Origin of the sequence: Acinetobacter lwoffii (assembly GCF_024129735.1) — a bacterium.
Lineage (GTDB): Bacteria > Pseudomonadota > Gammaproteobacteria > Pseudomonadales > Moraxellaceae > Acinetobacter > Acinetobacter lwoffii_H.
Window position 1 is genome coordinate 1 of record NZ_JAMXXK010000046.1, and the last position, 17,036, is coordinate 17,036.

Annotated in this window: 14 protein-coding genes; 3 read left to right on the plus strand and 11 right to left on the minus strand. The window is 44.0% G+C overall.

What is annotated here, in order from left to right; genetic code table 11:
* Positions 1–122 precede the first annotated feature (122 nt).
* Positions 123–857, minus strand: coding sequence for a TorF family putative porin (locus tag NI469_RS12410; protein WP_004732532.1), 735 nt, complete (start codon positions 855–857; stop codon positions 123–125).
* A gap of 598 nt (positions 858–1,455) precedes the next feature.
* Between NI469_RS12410 and NI469_RS12415 the strand changes: the two genes are divergently transcribed.
* Positions 1,456–2,820: an OprD family outer membrane porin gene (locus NI469_RS12415; protein WP_253147158.1), complete on the plus strand. Its 1,365-nt coding sequence runs from the start codon at positions 1,456–1,458 to the stop codon at positions 2,818–2,820.
* Between the two features lie 92 nt (positions 2,821–2,912).
* On the opposite strand, the gene ppa is transcribed toward NI469_RS12415, so the two are convergent.
* The gene (gene ppa, locus NI469_RS12420; RefSeq protein WP_004281037.1) at positions 2,913–3,449 is read right to left on the minus strand and encodes an inorganic diphosphatase; all 537 of its coding nucleotides are present in this window, start codon (positions 3,447–3,449) and stop codon (positions 2,913–2,915) included.
* A 117-nt stretch (positions 3,450–3,566) separates the two neighbouring features.
* Complete coding sequence (locus NI469_RS12425) at positions 3,567–3,965, minus strand: MAPEG family protein (protein ID WP_253175345.1); 399 nt, start codon at positions 3,963–3,965, stop codon at positions 3,567–3,569.
* A gap of 100 nt (positions 3,966–4,065) precedes the next feature.
* Here NI469_RS12425 and NI469_RS12430 point away from each other — a divergent pair, with 100 nt between their 5' ends.
* Positions 4,066–4,446, plus strand: coding sequence for a hypothetical protein (locus NI469_RS12430; protein ID WP_253175347.1), 381 nt, complete (start codon positions 4,066–4,068; stop codon positions 4,444–4,446).
* A 51-nt stretch (positions 4,447–4,497) separates the two neighbouring features.
* Here the strand turns inward: NI469_RS12430 and NI469_RS12435 are convergent, their stop codons facing one another.
* The 6 genes from NI469_RS12435 to NI469_RS12460 all read right to left on the minus strand — a co-directional run bounded on the left by NI469_RS12435 (position 4,498) and on the right by NI469_RS12460 (position 12,980).
* Entirely contained in the window at positions 4,498–6,174 is a 1,677-nt protein-coding gene (locus tag NI469_RS12435) for a long-chain-fatty-acid--CoA ligase (protein WP_005101517.1), read from the minus strand.
* Positions 6,175–6,324: 150 nt separating this feature from the next.
* Positions 6,325–8,544: a DNA topoisomerase IV subunit A gene (gene parC, locus NI469_RS12440; protein ID WP_085064599.1), complete on the minus strand. Its 2,220-nt coding sequence runs from the start codon at positions 8,542–8,544 to the stop codon at positions 6,325–6,327.
* A gap of 165 nt (positions 8,545–8,709) precedes the next feature.
* On the minus strand, positions 8,710–10,029 hold the full coding sequence (gene niaP, locus NI469_RS12445; RefSeq protein ID WP_004281032.1) for a niacin transporter NiaP: 1,320 nt from the start codon (positions 10,027–10,029) through the stop codon (positions 8,710–8,712).
* A gap of 129 nt (positions 10,030–10,158) precedes the next feature.
* Entirely contained in the window at positions 10,159–10,803 is a 645-nt protein-coding gene (locus tag NI469_RS12450; RefSeq protein ID WP_004644893.1) for a trimeric intracellular cation channel family protein, read from the minus strand.
* Positions 10,804–10,864: 61 nt separating this feature from the next.
* Positions 10,865–11,329 (minus strand): YchJ family protein, encoded by a 465-nt coding sequence (locus tag NI469_RS12455; RefSeq protein WP_005263978.1) that lies wholly within the window; start codon positions 11,327–11,329, stop codon positions 10,865–10,867.
* A gap of 73 nt (positions 11,330–11,402) precedes the next feature.
* A complete protein-coding gene (locus tag NI469_RS12460; protein ID WP_253175349.1) occupies positions 11,403–12,980 on the minus strand; it encodes a TerC family protein in 1,578 nt (525 codons plus the stop codon).
* Positions 12,981–13,312: 332 nt separating this feature from the next.
* Here NI469_RS12460 and NI469_RS12465 point away from each other — a divergent pair, with 332 nt between their 5' ends.
* Positions 13,313–13,933, plus strand: a complete 621-nt coding sequence (locus NI469_RS12465) for an LOG family protein (RefSeq protein WP_004732555.1) — start codon at positions 13,313–13,315, stop codon at positions 13,931–13,933.
* A gap of 66 nt (positions 13,934–13,999) precedes the next feature.
* Here the strand turns inward: NI469_RS12465 and NI469_RS12470 are convergent, their stop codons facing one another.
* Entirely contained in the window at positions 14,000–14,974 is a 975-nt protein-coding gene (locus NI469_RS12470) for a hypothetical protein (RefSeq protein ID WP_195725455.1), read from the minus strand.
* 153 nt (positions 14,975–15,127) lie between these two features.
* Positions 15,128–16,945: a choice-of-anchor I family protein gene (locus NI469_RS12475; RefSeq protein WP_420909186.1), complete on the minus strand. Its 1,818-nt coding sequence runs from the start codon at positions 16,943–16,945 to the stop codon at positions 15,128–15,130.
* Between the last annotated feature and the right edge of the window lie 91 nt (positions 16,946–17,036).

The window sequence follows — 17,036 nt, forward strand, 5'->3', positions numbered from 1 at the left end:
AAAAGGCAAAGGCAATGTCCGCGAGTAGTGAAAATTAAAGCACAAAAATATCCAAGAAAATGCCAGTCAATTTCTTAACTGACTGGCATTAAACCTAAGGTCGCCTTTTTATCTAAAGAGGATTAGAAGCTATAACCCAGTCCAAATACGACTTTATTCTTTTGTTTTTCATCAAAACGATCATAACCACCCAAGATATAATTCATGCTTGCAGTTACACCTGTGTCACCAAGTGGCTTGCTTAAACCGATGTCAAAATGACGGAAACCAAAACTTTCTGTAGTTCCTTCAATAAAGTCACCTGATTTTTCATAAGCGTATAAGCCTAAAGCTGTATCCAAGCTGAAATCTTGTGGTAAAGCATAGCTATAAGTAGCTTTTAAATAGGTATCACCTGCATTGCCCCAAGTAGTATCTTCAAGAAGAGTTTGTGCTGTAACGCCCAAATCTTTATAGCTCATACCCAGTAACAGCTCAAATCCATCAGAATTGACATCAGATTCATAATAATAATAGTAGGTCGTACCGATCGTTAAACCTAAGTCATCATTGACTGCATGGCTATAGCCAGCATAGAAGTTATTTTCGAAAGCATCACGTCCTTCTTCAGACAAAGGGTAATCTAGCGTAGATCCCCACCAACCTGCATAGAAGCCAGACGCATGGTTATAATCAAGTCCACCTTGTAAGGTAGCGCCGCTATTTTCAGGAATGTTAGTAATACCACGCAAGTTATAGCTCGAAAGTACGCTGATATTTCCAGATACCGTATGTTCAGCAACAGGTTCTTCAGCAAAAGTAAAAGAAGATACAGCGCCCAATAAAGCAAGAGATAATACTTTTAATGTTAATTTCATTGTGTGGCTCCCCCCAGATCGTCTGAGACGTTTTTATGATCATTGATTAAACTCAAGCTCAAAATTTGCAAGAGCTATGCCAATCTGTCTAAAAGGAACCAAAATAATAAATCCAAAAAGATAAATAAAATTTAAGTTATTGTTTTTAATTCAAAATTTAAATTATAAAAAACTGAATTATCTAGGCTTTCTTTTAAATAAATGTATTTAAGGGTATTTCATCACTTTTTTAATACTTATACATAATCATTTACAATTTGCCCCATTTTGATTCTATTTTTAGAATGACTAAAATTTTTGCTAAAAAATAGTGCGTAATTTTTGATCATATTTTTTGGACTTTCCAAAATAAACAAGCTGATCACATTCATTTCACCGCTTTAGAAATATCATTTATACCTGTCAATAGAGTTATGTTTTTACTCACTTTTTACCAACAGGTTGAAAATCAATCACCTCAAATCCTTACTATTGTTTAATTTGAGTTAAAAAAATCTAAACTTTAGTGGAATATATCTAATAAAAAATGACATTTTTTCAGCATTTCTTATACAATTCCTAAAAAATTCCGATCAATTTGTATAAGGCTCTCTTCCCAATGCAAAATTCAAAAAAATTAACATTAGCAGTTTTGATTCAGGCTGCTTTGGTTTCTACTGCTTTCGCTAGCGAGCAAAGTGAATCGAAAGGTTTTGTAGAAGATGCAGAAGGTTCTGTGCTGTTCCGTACCGGTTATATCAGCCGTGACTATAAAGATACTACACCTGGCTCAGATCGCAGTTCATTTGCTCAGACAGCAATTGTAAAATTAGACTCAGGCTTCACCAAAGGTACCGTAGGCTTTGGTGCCGGTATTATTGGCGATGCATCTTTCAAACTAGGTGAAAATGCACATGCTGGTAATGACATGATCCCGACACACGGTGGTCAAGATGCGCAAGGTCGTGTAGATGCTTATGATCATTGGGCACGTGGTGGCGCATATGTAAAAGCACGTGTTTCAAACACGACTGCAACTTATGGCACTCAAGTTTTAGATTTGCCTGTGCTGGCAAGTAATACAGCACGCTTGGTTCCTGAATACTTCACAGGTGTGTTAGTTGAAAGTAATGAAATTGAAAACTTAAGCCTCGTTGCTGGTAAATTTACTGAAAATCAACGTTCAAGCCAGATCAAATCTGATGGTAATGAACTGGATCGCGCAATCGTTTGGGGTGCGAAATATAAATTTAATGATGCAGTTAATGCTTCTTATTACGGTACAGACATTAAAGACCGCCTAGAGCGTCATTATGTCAATGCCAACTATAGTTATAAACTTGCTAATGACAGCACCTTAACTCATGACTTTAGTGTTTATCATACGAACTGGGATCGTGAAGCTAATAATAGTCTTTATTCATATATCGGTTCTGTAGACGATAAATTCAAAAATTCAATCTGGGCGATTTCAACAACCTATAATAAAGGCCCACACAATGTCATGCTTGCTTACCAACAAAATACAGGTAATACAGGTTATGACTACGGTCTAGGTCAAGGTGTAGGTGATGGTCATCAAACTATTTATATGCCGAACTCATACCTATCTGACTTCGTAGGCAATGATGAAAAATCTGTTCAACTTCAATATACTTTTGATTTTGGTGCAATAAATGTTCCTGGCCTATCTTGGACTTCTGCATTTGTATATGGCTGGGATATTGATGCAAGCCGTGCTGTTCGTGTAGACCCAAATGATAGTGATTCAGCTCTACTCGGCCGTACTATTACAACTGATGATGCACAAGAACGTGAATTCTTTAACCAAGTGAAATATACTGTTCAATCTGGTTTTGCCAAAGACGCGAGCCTTCGTGTACGTCACTCATATTACCGTGCTGACCAAGCCTATAATGATGTTTACATGCCAGATACTAACGAATGGCGTTTATTCTTAGACATTCCTGTGAAATTATTCTAATTCACTCGAATTTCAAGCCATAAAAAAACCTGCACATTGTGCAGGTTTTTTATTTTAGGCTTTAAAAATTTAAAACCTAAACCGTAAAGCAATTACTTGTTTGCTTCTGCATAAGCTGCAATTGAGTCCAGTACTTCTTGTTTCGCAACATCAGCACCTTCCCAACCACTTAACTTAACCCATTTGCCTGGCTCAAGGTCTTTGTAATGCTGGAAGAAATGTTCGATCTGGCTGATCAACAATGGAGGAAGATCAGTATATTCCTGAACATCTTTGTAAATTGGAGTCAATTTGTCATGTGGAACTGCAACCAGTTTCGCATCAACACCACCGTCATCTTCCATGTTCAATTTACCGACAGGACGACAACGAATGACTGAACCTGGCTCTACTGGATGTGGAGTTACAACCAGTACGTCTAATGGGTCACCATCAAGCGATAGTGTGTTTGGTACATAACCGTAGTTTGCTGGGTAGAACATTGCTGTACCCATGAAACGGTCTACAAATAACGCATCAGAATCTTTATCGATTTCGTATTTGATTGGTGCTGCATTTGCAGGAATTTCGATGATCACATAGATATCGTTTGGCGCATCTTTACCCGCTGGGATATTGCTGTAGCTCATAGCATCACTCTTTAACAAGTTATATCTTTTAAAAAACCGCGACAATTATAACGGTTTTTAAAGATTTTTTTGGATTTTAAAATATCGAACTGTAAATATGTCCGTAGACCTGATGACTTAAACCAACTTGATGATCAGCAGCAATAAAGCCACCGGACATAACATCGAGAGCAACCATACAATGGAGCGTAAAGTCGCCCAGTTGGCCAGATAGCAGATTCCGTACAACACACGAAAAACCAGATAAGCCACACCAAAAATCATGACCAAATCTTGTGATATCACCATGTACTCTGCCATCAAGATCGCAGCAATAAAGAGTGGCAAACTTTCAAAGCTATTCTGCTGGGCAGCATTGGCGCGACTGGCCAAGCCTGAAGACTTTTCTAAAAATGCCCGTGGATTCTGATTGTCTTTGCTGCTGAAGCCTGCTGGTTTTTTTGCAATCAATGTAAACACATAAGGCAAAAGACAAGCGGCCAAAATGAGATAAATAACCCCACTAATGCTGTGCATCTGTTTTTTCTCATGAAAATTTTATCTCTATCATAGCATGGCATTTCGTGAATAAATTTTGTTAAATAGAGTGCTTTTTATTACTTGTTAAGGATTCACTATGGTCGCGCCTGATCAAAATGAAATGTTCGATGTCCTCGAGAAACAACGCCAGCATCAATGTCAAGTGGATCGCGTATTAAAAATTGTCCTGCCGATTGTGGCATTTCTGATGGCCGTCATTTGTGCCAATATGAATATCTGGTCGCCAATCTTTAGCTTTGCCATTTTATGGATTGCCTTTTATTTCGTAGGTATCAAGCGTATGCCTCTCTGGCACTGGCTGGTCGCGATTCTGGTGTATTGCTTGATCGACAACATTCTAAGTTATGGCAGCTTTAATCAAACCGGATTTACCCGCCAGTTCGGTACCATGTTTATTTTCTTGGGAGTAGTCGGCGTAGGTCGTCCTTATTTTGATCGCTGGTTAATGAAAAAATAAAAAGTCCAAATCAAAAAAAGCGCCTGATGGCGCTTTTTTTTCTTACAGGTATTAGGCTGTTTTACGTAAATCTTTACGCAGGATTTTACCTACGTTGGATTTTGGCAATTCATCCATAAACTCGACATAACGTGGACGTTTATAACCGGTCAGGTTTTCTTTAGCGAATGCTAAAACTTCTTCTGTGGTTAAAGACGGATCTTTTTTCACAACAAACAGTTTTGGCACTTCACCTGATTTTTCATCTGGCACACCAATCGCAGCCACTTCCAGTACTTTTGGATGAGTTGCTACAACCTCTTCAATCTCAGATGGATAGACGTTAAAACCAGACACTAGAATCATGTCTTTCTTACGATCTACAATTTTCACATAACCACGTGAATCCATAACACCGATATCACCGGTACGGAAGAAGCCATTCACCATGACTTTTTCAGTTTCATCCGGACGGTTCCAGTAGCCTTTCATGACCTGAGGACCACGGATTGAAATTTCACCTTGCTCACCCAGTGGAACTTCATTGCCTTCATCATCCAGAATAGCCACTTCAGTCAATGGTAATGGAATGCCAATAGTGCCGCTGAATTCTTCAGACGCAGGTGGGTTTGCTGTTGCAACCGGAGAAGTTTCAGACAAGCCATAACCTTCAACGATATTGGTTCCGGTAACTTTCTTCCATGCTGCTGCAGTAGAAGGAAGTACGGCCATACCGCCGCCCATCGCCATTTTCAGTTTGCTATGGTCAAGTTGCTTGAACTCTTCATTGTTTACCAGTGCATTGAACAGTGTGTTCACTGCCGGGAAGAAAGTCGGTTGATATTTGCGTAGTTCTTTCATTACCGCAGGTAAATCACGCGGGTTTGGAATCAGGACATTCGCCTGACCTTTGTACATACCGTAAAGTGCGCATACCATGAAGGCAAAGATATGATAAAGCGGCAAAGCACAGAAAATACGGTCATCTGGCTGACCATCTTGCGCACCAAATTTACTCTGGAAGATGCCGTCACACTGCAACATGTTCGCAACCAGGTTGCGATGCGTCAGTTCAGCGCCTTTAGATACACCCGTCGTACCACCTGTGTACTGAAGAACTGCTGTATCGCTAAGGGTCAATTCAGGGCGTTTATAGTTGCTTGGATTGACTTTAGACAAGGCCGCATTGAATCTCACATGGCCTGGAATATCCCAAGCTGGAATTTGCTTGCGTACAGAACGCAATACAAAGTTCACCAGTGTTCCTTTCAAGGCACCCAGCATGTCACCGACAGAAGCTACCACGACATGCTTCACTGGTGTTTTACCAATAATCGCTTGGTAAACAGATGCAAAGTTCTCGATAATTACTAATACTTCAGCGCCTGAGTCATTCAATTGATGCTCAAGTTCACGCGATGTGTAGAGTGGATTCACGTTGACCAGTACCAAACCTGCGCGGAACACCCCAAGTGCCACAACCGGATACTGAAGAACGTTTGGCATCATCACTGCCACACGTGAACCTTTTGCCAACCCCAAGCTTTGTAGATAAGTTGCAAACTTGCGGCTCGCCTCTTCCAATTCATTGAAAGTCATAGCCTTATCCATAAAGATAAAGGCATCACGCGAGCCGAATTTTTGGAAATTACGCTCAAAAACATCTACTAGAGAAGTATTTTCTGCTGGTAATTCTACTGTTTCTGGAATCCCTGTTTTTTGGTATTCAGCAAACCAAATTTTTTCCATAATGGCCATCTCTCCAATCATAATCCTTAGTATTTCAACTGTTTTTTTCAATATCACACGCCATTTTTAGACTTGTATATGTGCGATATTGCATCCATCTTGTTGAATCGTTGTTCATATATAACGTATTTCGCAGGATGGATGCTAGTCTTATCTTTGAATCAACAGTTTATTTGCTTTTTGATATCCGCGTGGTAAAAGCTGTCCTTTTGCACCGCGCTTGCCGATATATTTGCGCAAATCATCCCCTTTTAATTTTAACTGCTGTTGTCCTGCAAGCACTTGAATTATTTCATCAAGCTTCAATATTGTCATGGACAAAATTTGATCACCATCTTCAAGTTGTATCAATTTATTTCCTTTACCTTTGTTCAATACAGGTAATTCTGCTAAATCGACAATCAACAGGCGTCCTGCCGAACTGAGCAGTGCAACATGCGTGGCATCATCGAGTGGCTGCAGGTTCATGACCTCTGCCCCTTCAGATAAATTCAGGAAAGCTTTCCCGGCTTTGGCACTGGTATCCAGCTGCTTGGCCTGGGTTTTAAAGCCATAGCCTTTGTTGCTTGCTGCTAGAATTTCAGTTTCATCCTCTGCCACCAGAACCTGTTTAAAACCTACCCCACTGCCAGGAGACAGTTTTGAACTGAGCGGCTCACCGAGACCACGTGCGGATGGCAATGTGTTGATGGCCAAGGCATAGCTACGGCCAGTGTCATCTAATACATAAACGCGTTGATTGGATTTGCCCTGTGCATGACTCAAGTACTGATCACCGGCACGGAAATTCAGATTTTCTGCATCGACTTCATGACCTTTGGCACAGCGAATCCAGCCAGCTTCTGATAACACTACTGTCACCGGATCGGCCGGCAACATTTCAGTTTCATTGATCGCAGCAGCTTCAGCACGTTGTACGATTGGCGAACGGCGATCATCACCAAATTTCTTGGCATCGTCTTTCAGCTCAGAAATAATTAGGCTTTTTAAAGATTCCGGATTGGCCAGTTGTTCACGAATCACTGCCGCTTTCGCTTCCAGTTCTTCCTGTTCGCGGCGCATTTCCATTTCTTCAAGCTTGGCCAGATGGCGTAATTTTAGTTCCAGAATCGCTTCGGCCTGAATCTCGTCAATATTAAAACGCTGCATCAGTACCGGCTTTGGCTGATCTTCTTCACGGATAATCTGAATCACTTCATCAATATTCAGATAAGCAATGATCAGACCACCGAGAATATGCAGACGTTTTTCGATCTTGTTCAGATGATATTGTAGACGACGCGTTACCGTGGTTTTACGGATCTCAATCCATTCCAGCAAAATACGACGAATCGATTTCACCTGTGGACGACCATCCGCACCAATCATGTTCATGTTGACGCGGTAGCTGGATTCCAGATCAGTCGTAGCAAATAAGTGACTCATCACCGATTCGGCATCAATACGATTCGAACGCAATACAATCACTAAACGGGTTGGATTGGCATGATCCGATTCATCCCGTACATCACTGACCAATGGCAGTTTTTTGGCCTGCATCTGATCGGCAATCTGAGTGATAATTTTGGAACCTGAGACCTGATATGGCAATTCAGTGATAATAATTTCGTTTTTATCGACGCTATAGACCGCACGCATGCGGTAGCTGCCACGACCTGTGGTCTGAATTTTTAACAGTTCAGCAGGCGGGGTGATAATTTCAGCTTTGGTCGGCAAGTCTGGCGCAGGAATATATTCTGCGATTTTTTCATCGGTCAGGTTCGGATTACGAATCAGGGCAATGGTACCTTTGACTACTTCACGCAAATTATGCGGCGGAATGTCAGTAGCCATACCAACTGCAATGCCAGTGGTACCATTGAGCAAGATATTCGGTACACGTGCTGGCAAGTTCACCGGTTCTTTCATCGAACCATCAAAGTTGTCCTGCCATTCACAGGTACCCTGACCTAGCTCAGACAGCAACAGTTCACTGTACTGGGAAAGCTTGGCTTCGGTATAACGCATCGCTGCGAAAGACTTCGGATCATCCGGAGAACCCCAGTTGCCCTGTCCTTCAATAAACGGGTAACGATAACTAAAGGGCTGCGCCATCAGCACCATGGCTTCATAACAGGCTGAGTCACCATGTGGATGGTATTTACCCAGTACGTCACCGACCGTACGTGCCGATTTCTTCGGTTTGCTGGTCCATTTCAGGCCCAGTTCACTCATGGCATAGACAATCCGGCGCTGTACCGGTTTCAGGCCATCGCTAATATGAGGGAGTGCCCGATCCATAATCACGTACATGGCGTAATTCAGATAAGCTTGTTCGGTAAATTCTGCTACGGAGCGGTTTTCTGTCGCATGATGCGCAAGGCTTGTCATAACAACCTATAGTCCTAAATAATTCGTTTTTGTATCAATGTTTCTTATGCTAAGTCGTGGCTGTAGATGACACAAGGGCATCAAATCGTTCAGCGCGACAATTTGTGTCTTATGGCCTAAAAATATCCACTTTATAGGCCCTAAGCAACTAAAAAATCATTCCCTTTATAAGCCCATCGATTCCAGGGTCTTGCCTTTGGTTTCTTCACCCAGGACCAGAATCACAATCGCGACAGCGACCAAAACTGCCGTAAACATGGTAAAGACATAGCTGAAACCGTTTGGCATGCCCATCAGATGGGTTACTGCAAAAGGTGCCGCGATACCGCCAATCCGGCCTACTGCACCAGCCCAGCCTGAACCAAAGGCACGGATATTGGTCGGATATTGTTCCGGGGTATAAGTGTAGAGCACGCCCCAGGCACCCAGATTAAAGAAGGACATCAGACAGCCCCAAATCACGATTTCAGTAACACTACCCGACTGGCCAAAGAAATAGGCCGAGATCGCGCACATACCGATAAAGCCGGCCAGAGTCGGCTTACGACCCAGCTTTTCGACCAGCCATGCCGCCACCAGATAACCGGGCAACTGCGCCAGAATCATAATCAGCACATATTCAAATGACTGGACAATGCTATAACCTTCTTTGACCAGTAAACTTGGTAACCAGGTAAAAATGCCATAATAAGAGAAAATAATACCGAACCAGATCAGCCATAGCATAAGCGTACGGCGTGCAAAAATACCCGACCATAACTGTGAAAATGAAATATTCTGCTTCTCTGCAACGGGTTTCACTTCAAAAATTTCATAGACTTGAACGCCACATTGACGCTCAATCTTTTTGACCAGTGCCGAAGCTTCCTCTATACGACCACGGTTAATCAGGAATGGAATAGATTCCGGTACCATTTTCCAGATTACAATGGCATACAGCGCAGGCAGGCCACCAATCATGAAAGCAGTTTGCCAACCAAAATCAGGAATAACAAAGCGCGATACCAGCGCCGCAACCAGCCAGCCTAGCCCCCAAAAACTTTCCAGCAAGACAATAAAACGGCCACGCACATGTGCAGGAATATATTCACTGACCAGCGTTACGGCCACGGGTAACTGACCACCCAAGCCTAAACCGACAATAAAACGGAATACTAGTAGCCAAGTCAGATTCGGTGCAAAAGCGCAGGCTGCCGTGGCCAAGCTATAAATGACCAGAGTCGCAGCAAAGACTGTTTTACGGCCAAAACGGTCTGCCAGGCCACCTGAACAAATCGCCCCGATCGCCATGCCGACAAAACCGATCGACACTACCCAGCTTTTTTGATCCGCAGTCATCTGCCAGTCTTCAGCCATTTTGGCCAGGATAAAGGAAATCAATCCGGTATCCATCGCATCAAACATCCAGCCCAGTCCAATCACCACCAGCAAGGTGTAGTGAAACCTACCAATCGGTAAGCGTTGTATGCGAGAAACTAAATCCATAACAAAAATCTCTGATCAGGTGGAACGGGAGATGCTGCTTTCTCAACAGGTGGGCTGCTTTATATTTTTTATACTACGAATTGAGTTGAATGCGGCTATTTTTATTGCCGCACTTCATACATTTAAAAATTAAGATTCGTCTTTGGAAGATGCCGAGTGCTCATCATCATCTTTATAAATGAATTTTGGCATTTCCAGACCAAAATAGATGGCGATCAAACGTAAGCTAAAACCAAAGATCAGGGTAGACAGAATGGTCAGATCCTGCGACAAGCCGTAGTGACTACAGAGCCAGTAAAAGATCACTGAAACAAAGGCAATACTGGCATACAGTTCACGGCGGAACACCAGCGGTACGTCATTACATAAAATATCACGCAAAATCCCGCCAGACACACCGGTCAAGACACCCGCAACGGCGCTGACCACAAAACCATGTCCCATTTCCAGGGCAATCTGACAGCCAATAATGGTAAAGCCAATGAGCCCCAAGGCATCCAGTACCAGGAAGACATTACGTAACTGTCGCATCCATTTGGCAATCAGGATGGTGACGAAGGCGGCGCAACAGGTCAGCACCAGATATTCGGGATGTTTGACCCAAGTCAAGGGATAATGTCCGAGCAGAACATCACGGACCGAACCACCGCCCAGTGCCGTGACACAGGCAATAATCATCACGCCAAACCAGTCCATGCTGCGCCGGCCAGCGGACAGTGCCCCGGTCATGGCTTCAGCGGTAATTGCAATAATATAGATGACGGTCAGTAACATCGCCCTGCTTCCACCTGAGGCTATGAGATGGCGGCTATTCTAAGCTAAATCTGTGTGAAAGTTATAAGAATCCGGCACAACATTGCTTAAATTTTTTCCCCGAACCACAAATGCAGGCCTGTTTCATGGTGATGTTATGGTCTGTAGTCGGATCCAGAAAATACCAGCGACCTTCAAACTTCACAAAATGCGAAGCTTCATGATGCACCTGTGCCTGCTTGCCATCATGATAATGTGCCTTAAACTCGACCAAGGCATGATTTTTATCTAGTTTTTCATTGGCTTGAACAATTTCAAGCTTTAACCATTGATTGGCTTTACTCCATTCACTAATTGCCTGCAGGTCCAGCGCTTGTTGCTGACCCAGCGCAGTCGTGGTTTTGATGTAATCGATTTCATGCTTGGCGAAGGCACTGTAACGGGAACGCATGAGTTGCTGTGCAGTCTCTGCGACCTTTTGCCCTACATGCAGTGGCTGACAACAACTGTGATATTCGCCTTGTCCACATGGACATGCTTCTGACATTTCAGTTCCATAAAAATAGCCCGACAATGCGGGCTATTTTAGCAAACTTTACAGGCCAAACATTGGCTAGAATCTAGTCCTGTGCAGGAAGCTGCGGAATGATATGCACTTTATCGATCTTATGACCGTCCATCGTCACGACCTCAAAGATATGCCCATCTGCTTCAAACTTTTCACCGCTATGTGGTAAACGTGCCATATGGAACAATACATAACCAGATAAAGTCGAATATTCTTCGGTTTCATTGACCAGATCACGATCCAGCAGCAAGGAAACATGACGAATATCGGTGGAACCATCCAGAATCAGGCTGCCATCTTCCAGGCTTTCCGCGGCGGCTTGCAACTCATCTTCATCCGGGAATTCACCGGCAATTGCTTCAAGAATATCAATTGGGGTGGCAATCCCTTCAATTGAACCATATTCATTCAGGACAATTGCCATCTGCAATGGAGCCTGACGCAACTGTTCCATCACCATCAAGACCTGGGCATTTTCATGCACAATCACCGGTTCACGTAAGTGCTTTTCAAAATCCAGCACCCCGGTTTCAATGTATTCGTTGAGGACTTTATGGGTCAGTACCACACCGGCAATATTATCCAGTTCACCCCGGGCGATAATCAGACGCGAGTGGCTCATCTGCAATAACTGTTCTTTGATACTGTCAGCGTCATTGTCCAGATCAATCCATTCCAGTTCAGGACGTGGCGTCATTACCGACTTGACCGGACGTTCAGACAGACCCAGTACCCCCTGCACCATGACACTGTGATAAATACCGTTTTCATCATTAAAGACTTCATCGGCAAAGGCACGCGTGGCCAGAACATCTTCCGGTTCAGACGAATCATTGTCCTGAGCAGGTTTACCACCCAGCATCCGCATTACGGCAGAAGCAGTACGGTAGCGCATGTCGGTGGTGGTCACCATTTTTTCCTGATTGCGTTTCATGGTCTGGTTGATAAATTCGACAATGACCGAGAAACCAATCGCAGCATATAGATAGCCTTTCGGAATATGGAAACCGAAGCCTTCGACCACCAGCGAGAAACCGATCATCATCAGAAAGCCCAGACACAGAATCACCACGGTCGGATGCTTGTTGACAAAATCCATCAGGGCTTTGGAGGCCCAGAGCATAATCCCGATGGCAATAATCACGGCAATCATCATCACTGACAGGTCTTTGACCATGCCAACCGCAGTAATCACACTGTCCAATGAGAAAACGGCATCCAACACCACGATCTGGACAATCACCATCCAGAATACCGCATGGACCGGATTTTCTTCTTTGATGACCGGTTTGGCTTCTAGACGCTCATGCAGTTCCATGGTGCCTTTAAACAGCAGGAACACCCCACCAAACAATAGGATTAGATCGCGGCCCGAGAAAGCATGATCAAAGATGTGGAACAGTGGATCAGTCAGAGTGACCACCCAGGCAATCGAGGCCAGCAAGATCAAACGCATTACCAAGGCCAGCATTAAGCCCACAATCCGCGCTGCATTACGCTGTTCGGGTGGCAGTTTCTCCGCCAAAATGGCAATAAAAACCAGATTGTCGATCCCGAGTACAATCTCAAGAACAATTAATGTGAGTAAACCGACCCAGGCTGAAGGGTCCGACATCCATTCAAAGATCATACGCTTGGCCCCTGAAACTCAGGACTGCAGCATTGAATGAACCGAGACTGTAATGAAACAGCATAATATTTTTGATATTGAACAATACCAATTACTTGACGGCGATTTATAGAGTTACACGGCCAACTACCACTACCCATTTTCGTTCTATTGTTGTGAAACCAATTTTTAGTATAGCAAGATCAAATCGAAATTCACCCTTTTTCATGGCTGTTTATCGATGAATTTTGCCTGGCTGTAATGCAGTGAAAATGCAGCTGCTCACAGAATTGTCATATTTATTAATTAAGCTAGAGTCACAAGAAAGAAAAATGATAAGGTGAAGAAAATAAATGCAAAGCGTAATTCAAATGACAGATTATTTTAAAGACAACTCCCCAAAAACAACTCGCCCTCTAGTGGCACTCTATTGTGGTTCACGTGCAGGCAACAAACCGGTTTATTTAGAAAAAGCCATTCATCTCTCGCAAGGACTGGCAGAACATGGTTTCGGACTGGTCTATGGTGGCGCCAGTATCGGCCTGATGGGACAGGTCGCGGATGCCATGATCCAGCACGGCGGTGAAGCCGTTGGGGTGATTCCCGAATTTATGCTGGATTATGAAATTGCCCATAACCAGCTCACTGAATTACATGTGGTGACCAGCATGCATCAACGCAAGGCTATGATGGCTGAGCGGGCCTGTGCCTTTGTAGCACTACCGGGTGGACTGGGCACGTTTGAGGAAATTCTGGAAATTGCCACCTGGGGGCAGCTGAACCAGCACCAGAAACCGATGATGCTGTATAACGTGAATGGTTTCTATGATGCCTTGATTGCACAGCTGGACCGTGCGGTCGAAGATGGTTTTTTACCGCCACAGCATCGTGCCAAACTGATCATTTGCGAACACGAAGAAGAAATTTATACAACTTTAACCAATTTAGGCCATCCGCAAAGATTTGTGGTTTAAACCGTTCCAATTAAGAAAAAAGCGAGCACCTGGCTCGCTTTTTTATTGGATTTTTAATATCAGGTCTTATTGACCATAATTCGTCACAAACTCATAAAACATCGGCAAAGTCGTTGCCAGAATGACCGACATAGCCAGACCGAACATCAGTTTCATGGCATCTGCACTGACATTGCGTGACGTACGATGTTTATTGACTTCATCCAGAATCATCGACATGGCAAATTCACGACCTGCAAGTAATCCCAGGAATACCCAAGTGGTACTCATTGGAATATTGCTCCACTCTTTGAAGATCAACAGGATAATGGCATACAGGAAGTCGATAATCGTCGCAGCACGAATGTCGGTCACACCGGTTTTGGTATCGACAATTTTCTGGATGGCCCCACCACGTTGATACAGAATCACGCCCAGCAACACTACGAATACCGCAATCGCAAACATCAGGAATTCAAACGGTACCTGACGCGGCACATACACGAAGATGTTGGCCAGATCCTGAATCAGCCATTGGCTCCACAGGAAACCGGTAGATACCCACTGCAAGCCCATCCAGACCTTGGAGTGCTCCTGATGACGTGTCTTGGCAAAATGCCGTGCCAGCTGCTTGACCACAAAACGATAGATGACAATCGCTACAATAAAGGCCACGGCGTAGCCCATCATCGATTTGACCATCATCGAGCCTAAGCTGGCAGGAGAGAAAATCGTAAGCACCAGGAAGGTGGTACTGACTGGAATCCCGTATCTGGTTAGTAGTAACAGGAGAATTGGCGGCACAATATACAGCCAGGTAATACCACCTTCAGGGAAAGGAATCGTTTCTAAACGACCGTATGAGGCATCACCCACCCCAGATGCATACCAACCATAGACCAATACGACAATTAAAATTGAGCTGATATAAATCCACAACACCCACCATGGGCGATGTGAATTCGAAGAAATAAATGTCCCTAGGGTTTGAGGTACATCATTTCCGACAATAGAGTAAGCGGCTAAACAAAAGCCGATCACCATCAAAATCTCGATTGTCATAAAAACAAACCTATACGCGAGGAGATTTCAGCATTGCTGAAAAGTTGGCCCAAGATTATGACGGTTTTATTTCATTTTAATGACAAAAATGTCATATATGCGGTCACCTTACAAAAAAGAGCACCGAAGTGCCCTGAGTCTAAAAGCTTTTGGTTACTTGAGATTTAATTGATAAATCGTGGTGCTGCCACTGACTTCATGGCCGACCACCAAGAGTGGTTTCTTATTCGGGGAGTCTTTGGCGGGGATAAATACCAAACCTTCCGGTCCTAAATCACCGGCTTGTCCCATTTCAATCTGCGCTGTGGTTGCTTTAAAATCACGTGAATTAATATATTGCACGAAGATTGGTGATGCAGGTGTAGACACATCATAGACCATGATGCCACCGACACGCTCCAACCCAATAAAGGCAAAGGTTTTTTGACCAATCTGCCCCAAGGTCACCCCTTCAGGTTCCGGCCCTTTATTGTCACTGCGATTATCCAGTCCGGCTTCTTCATGATTAAAGTTGAAAATCTCAGGATGATGTTTGGCAATATACTGCTCAAACTGATCGCCCGAATCCCATACCAGTTCTAAACCGGTCTGCTGATCATTTTCCACCCAGATACTGACCGAGCGTGTACCAAAGCTATATAAATGATCATAGACCAGATTGCCCCGTTCATTCAGTTTGGCTGTACCATCGGCATTTTTTTGATAGCCTTCAGTCCACGTAATATTTAAACGTCCCAGCAGATGATCTTCACGGCAGTCTTTGGCATCCCCTGCCACCGCGCCACAATACGCAAAATTATTCGGATTGAGTTCTGCTCCTTTGGCCAATACACGAAGATGAGCTGGCAAATCATCACCCAGACGGCGGTCAAAACCTTTGGTATGGAACAAGTGTTTCACCCGCCATTCTTCTACAAAGCCCTGGCTGGTATCGTTATTGAAATATGCAGGATTGTTTTCACCCCAGGCACGGGCATCGCCTTCATTGGCAGACACAATATAGGTTTTGCCCGCGACCTCGAAACTTGCAATCGCATCTGGCATATATAAGCCTCGGACATTGGCCCAAGTTTGAATATTGATTTTGCCTTTACCGTCGATACCATCCGCATCGCTGATATCCATGCCATGACCCTTCATGCCATGATCTTTGAAGCCAAATGGATAAACAGCAAGTACTTTGGCAGAAGCCACATCAATTTTGGCCAAGGCATTGTTTTCCTGTAAGGCAACCCAGGCGGTTTTTCCATCTTTTGAAACAGTGATGTACTCAGGTTCAAAATCCTGCGCTGCGCTGGCCTTTGGTCCGAAAATGCGGATGCCCTGTTCACGCAATGCTGCTTCCCGTCCGTTAAAGGCCTTAAAGTCTGCTGTACGAACGATCGGGGCTTTTAAATTGGCCAGATTAATGACAGACACCGACCCTTCAGGGTCAACCTGATAATCATCAGAAGGCTCGCCTTCATTGGCCACCAGCAAAGTTTGACCATCCGGTGTGAAAGTCAGCATGTCCGGCAAGGCACCCACCTGTACGTGGGCCAACTTGCTCAGGTCTTTGGCCTGATATAAAGCAATATAGCCCGGGTCAGTTTTCACAGCAGCCTGAATCGCAATGGCGACGATGCCATTATGTACTGCGACACTGTTGACCTCAGCCTCTGGCGCAATGTCATCGACCTTGATGGAACTTATTTTTTTCGGCTGATCAGGCTGACTTAAATCCAGCACATCTAATACGCCTTCTTTGGCATTGACCACGAATAGGCGTTGACTCTCGGCATCAAAGGCTGGAATTTCTGCTGCACTTTGCGCAAACACACCCGATTCATAAGCCGACAATTTGCTTAACTCGATCGAGTTCGGTGTAGCCTCGACGATTGGAACCGGTGTTTCATTTTCATTCTCACTTCCACATGCCACCATCCCCACAGCCAGCATGGCCACTATCAAAGACTTTAATTTTAATTTCATTTTTTTGTTGATCTATCATGAAGAATTCGTGACCAATTTATAACCAGAGCATTGCAGTGCCATGACAGATCGGTTGCAGTTCCTTGACACA

Bases quoted from the DNA above. Each gene is read 5' to 3' on its own strand.
- NI469_RS12465 (WP_004732555.1), top strand. From the start codon at position 13,313: ATGCAAAGCGTAATTCAAATGACAGATTATTTTAAAGACAACTCCCCA.
- NI469_RS12450 (WP_004644893.1), bottom strand. From the start codon at position 10,803: ATGTTACTGACCGTCATCTATATTATTGCAATTACCGCTGAAGCCATG.
- NI469_RS12470 (WP_195725455.1), bottom strand. From the start codon at position 14,974: ATGACAATCGAGATTTTGATGGTGATCGGCTTTTGTTTAGCCGCTTAC.
- NI469_RS12415 (WP_253147158.1), top strand. From the start codon at position 1,456: ATGCAAAATTCAAAAAAATTAACATTAGCAGTTTTGATTCAGGCTGCT.
- NI469_RS12410 (WP_004732532.1), bottom strand. From the start codon at position 857: ATGAAATTAACATTAAAAGTATTATCTCTTGCTTTATTGGGCGCTGTA.
- niaP (WP_004281032.1), bottom strand. From the start codon at position 10,029: ATGGATTTAGTTTCTCGCATACAACGCTTACCGATTGGTAGGTTTCAC.
- NI469_RS12430 (WP_253175347.1), top strand. From the start codon at position 4,066: ATGGTCGCGCCTGATCAAAATGAAATGTTCGATGTCCTCGAGAAACAA.
- parC (WP_085064599.1), bottom strand. From the start codon at position 8,544: ATGACAAGCCTTGCGCATCATGCGACAGAAAACCGCTCCGTAGCAGAA.
- NI469_RS12460 (WP_253175349.1), bottom strand. From the start codon at position 12,980: ATGATCTTTGAATGGATGTCGGACCCTTCAGCCTGGGTCGGTTTACTC.
- NI469_RS12475 (WP_420909186.1), bottom strand. From the start codon at position 16,945: ATGAAATTAAAATTAAAGTCTTTGATAGTGGCCATGCTGGCTGTGGGG.
- NI469_RS12435 (WP_005101517.1), bottom strand. From the start codon at position 6,174: ATGGAAAAAATTTGGTTTGCTGAATACCAAAAAACAGGGATTCCAGAA.
- ppa (WP_004281037.1), bottom strand. From the start codon at position 3,449: ATGAGCTACAGCAATATCCCAGCGGGTAAAGATGCGCCAAACGATATC.
- NI469_RS12425 (WP_253175345.1), bottom strand. From the start codon at position 3,965: ATGCACAGCATTAGTGGGGTTATTTATCTCATTTTGGCCGCTTGTCTT.
- NI469_RS12455 (WP_005263978.1), bottom strand. From the start codon at position 11,329: ATGTCAGAAGCATGTCCATGTGGACAAGGCGAATATCACAGTTGTTGT.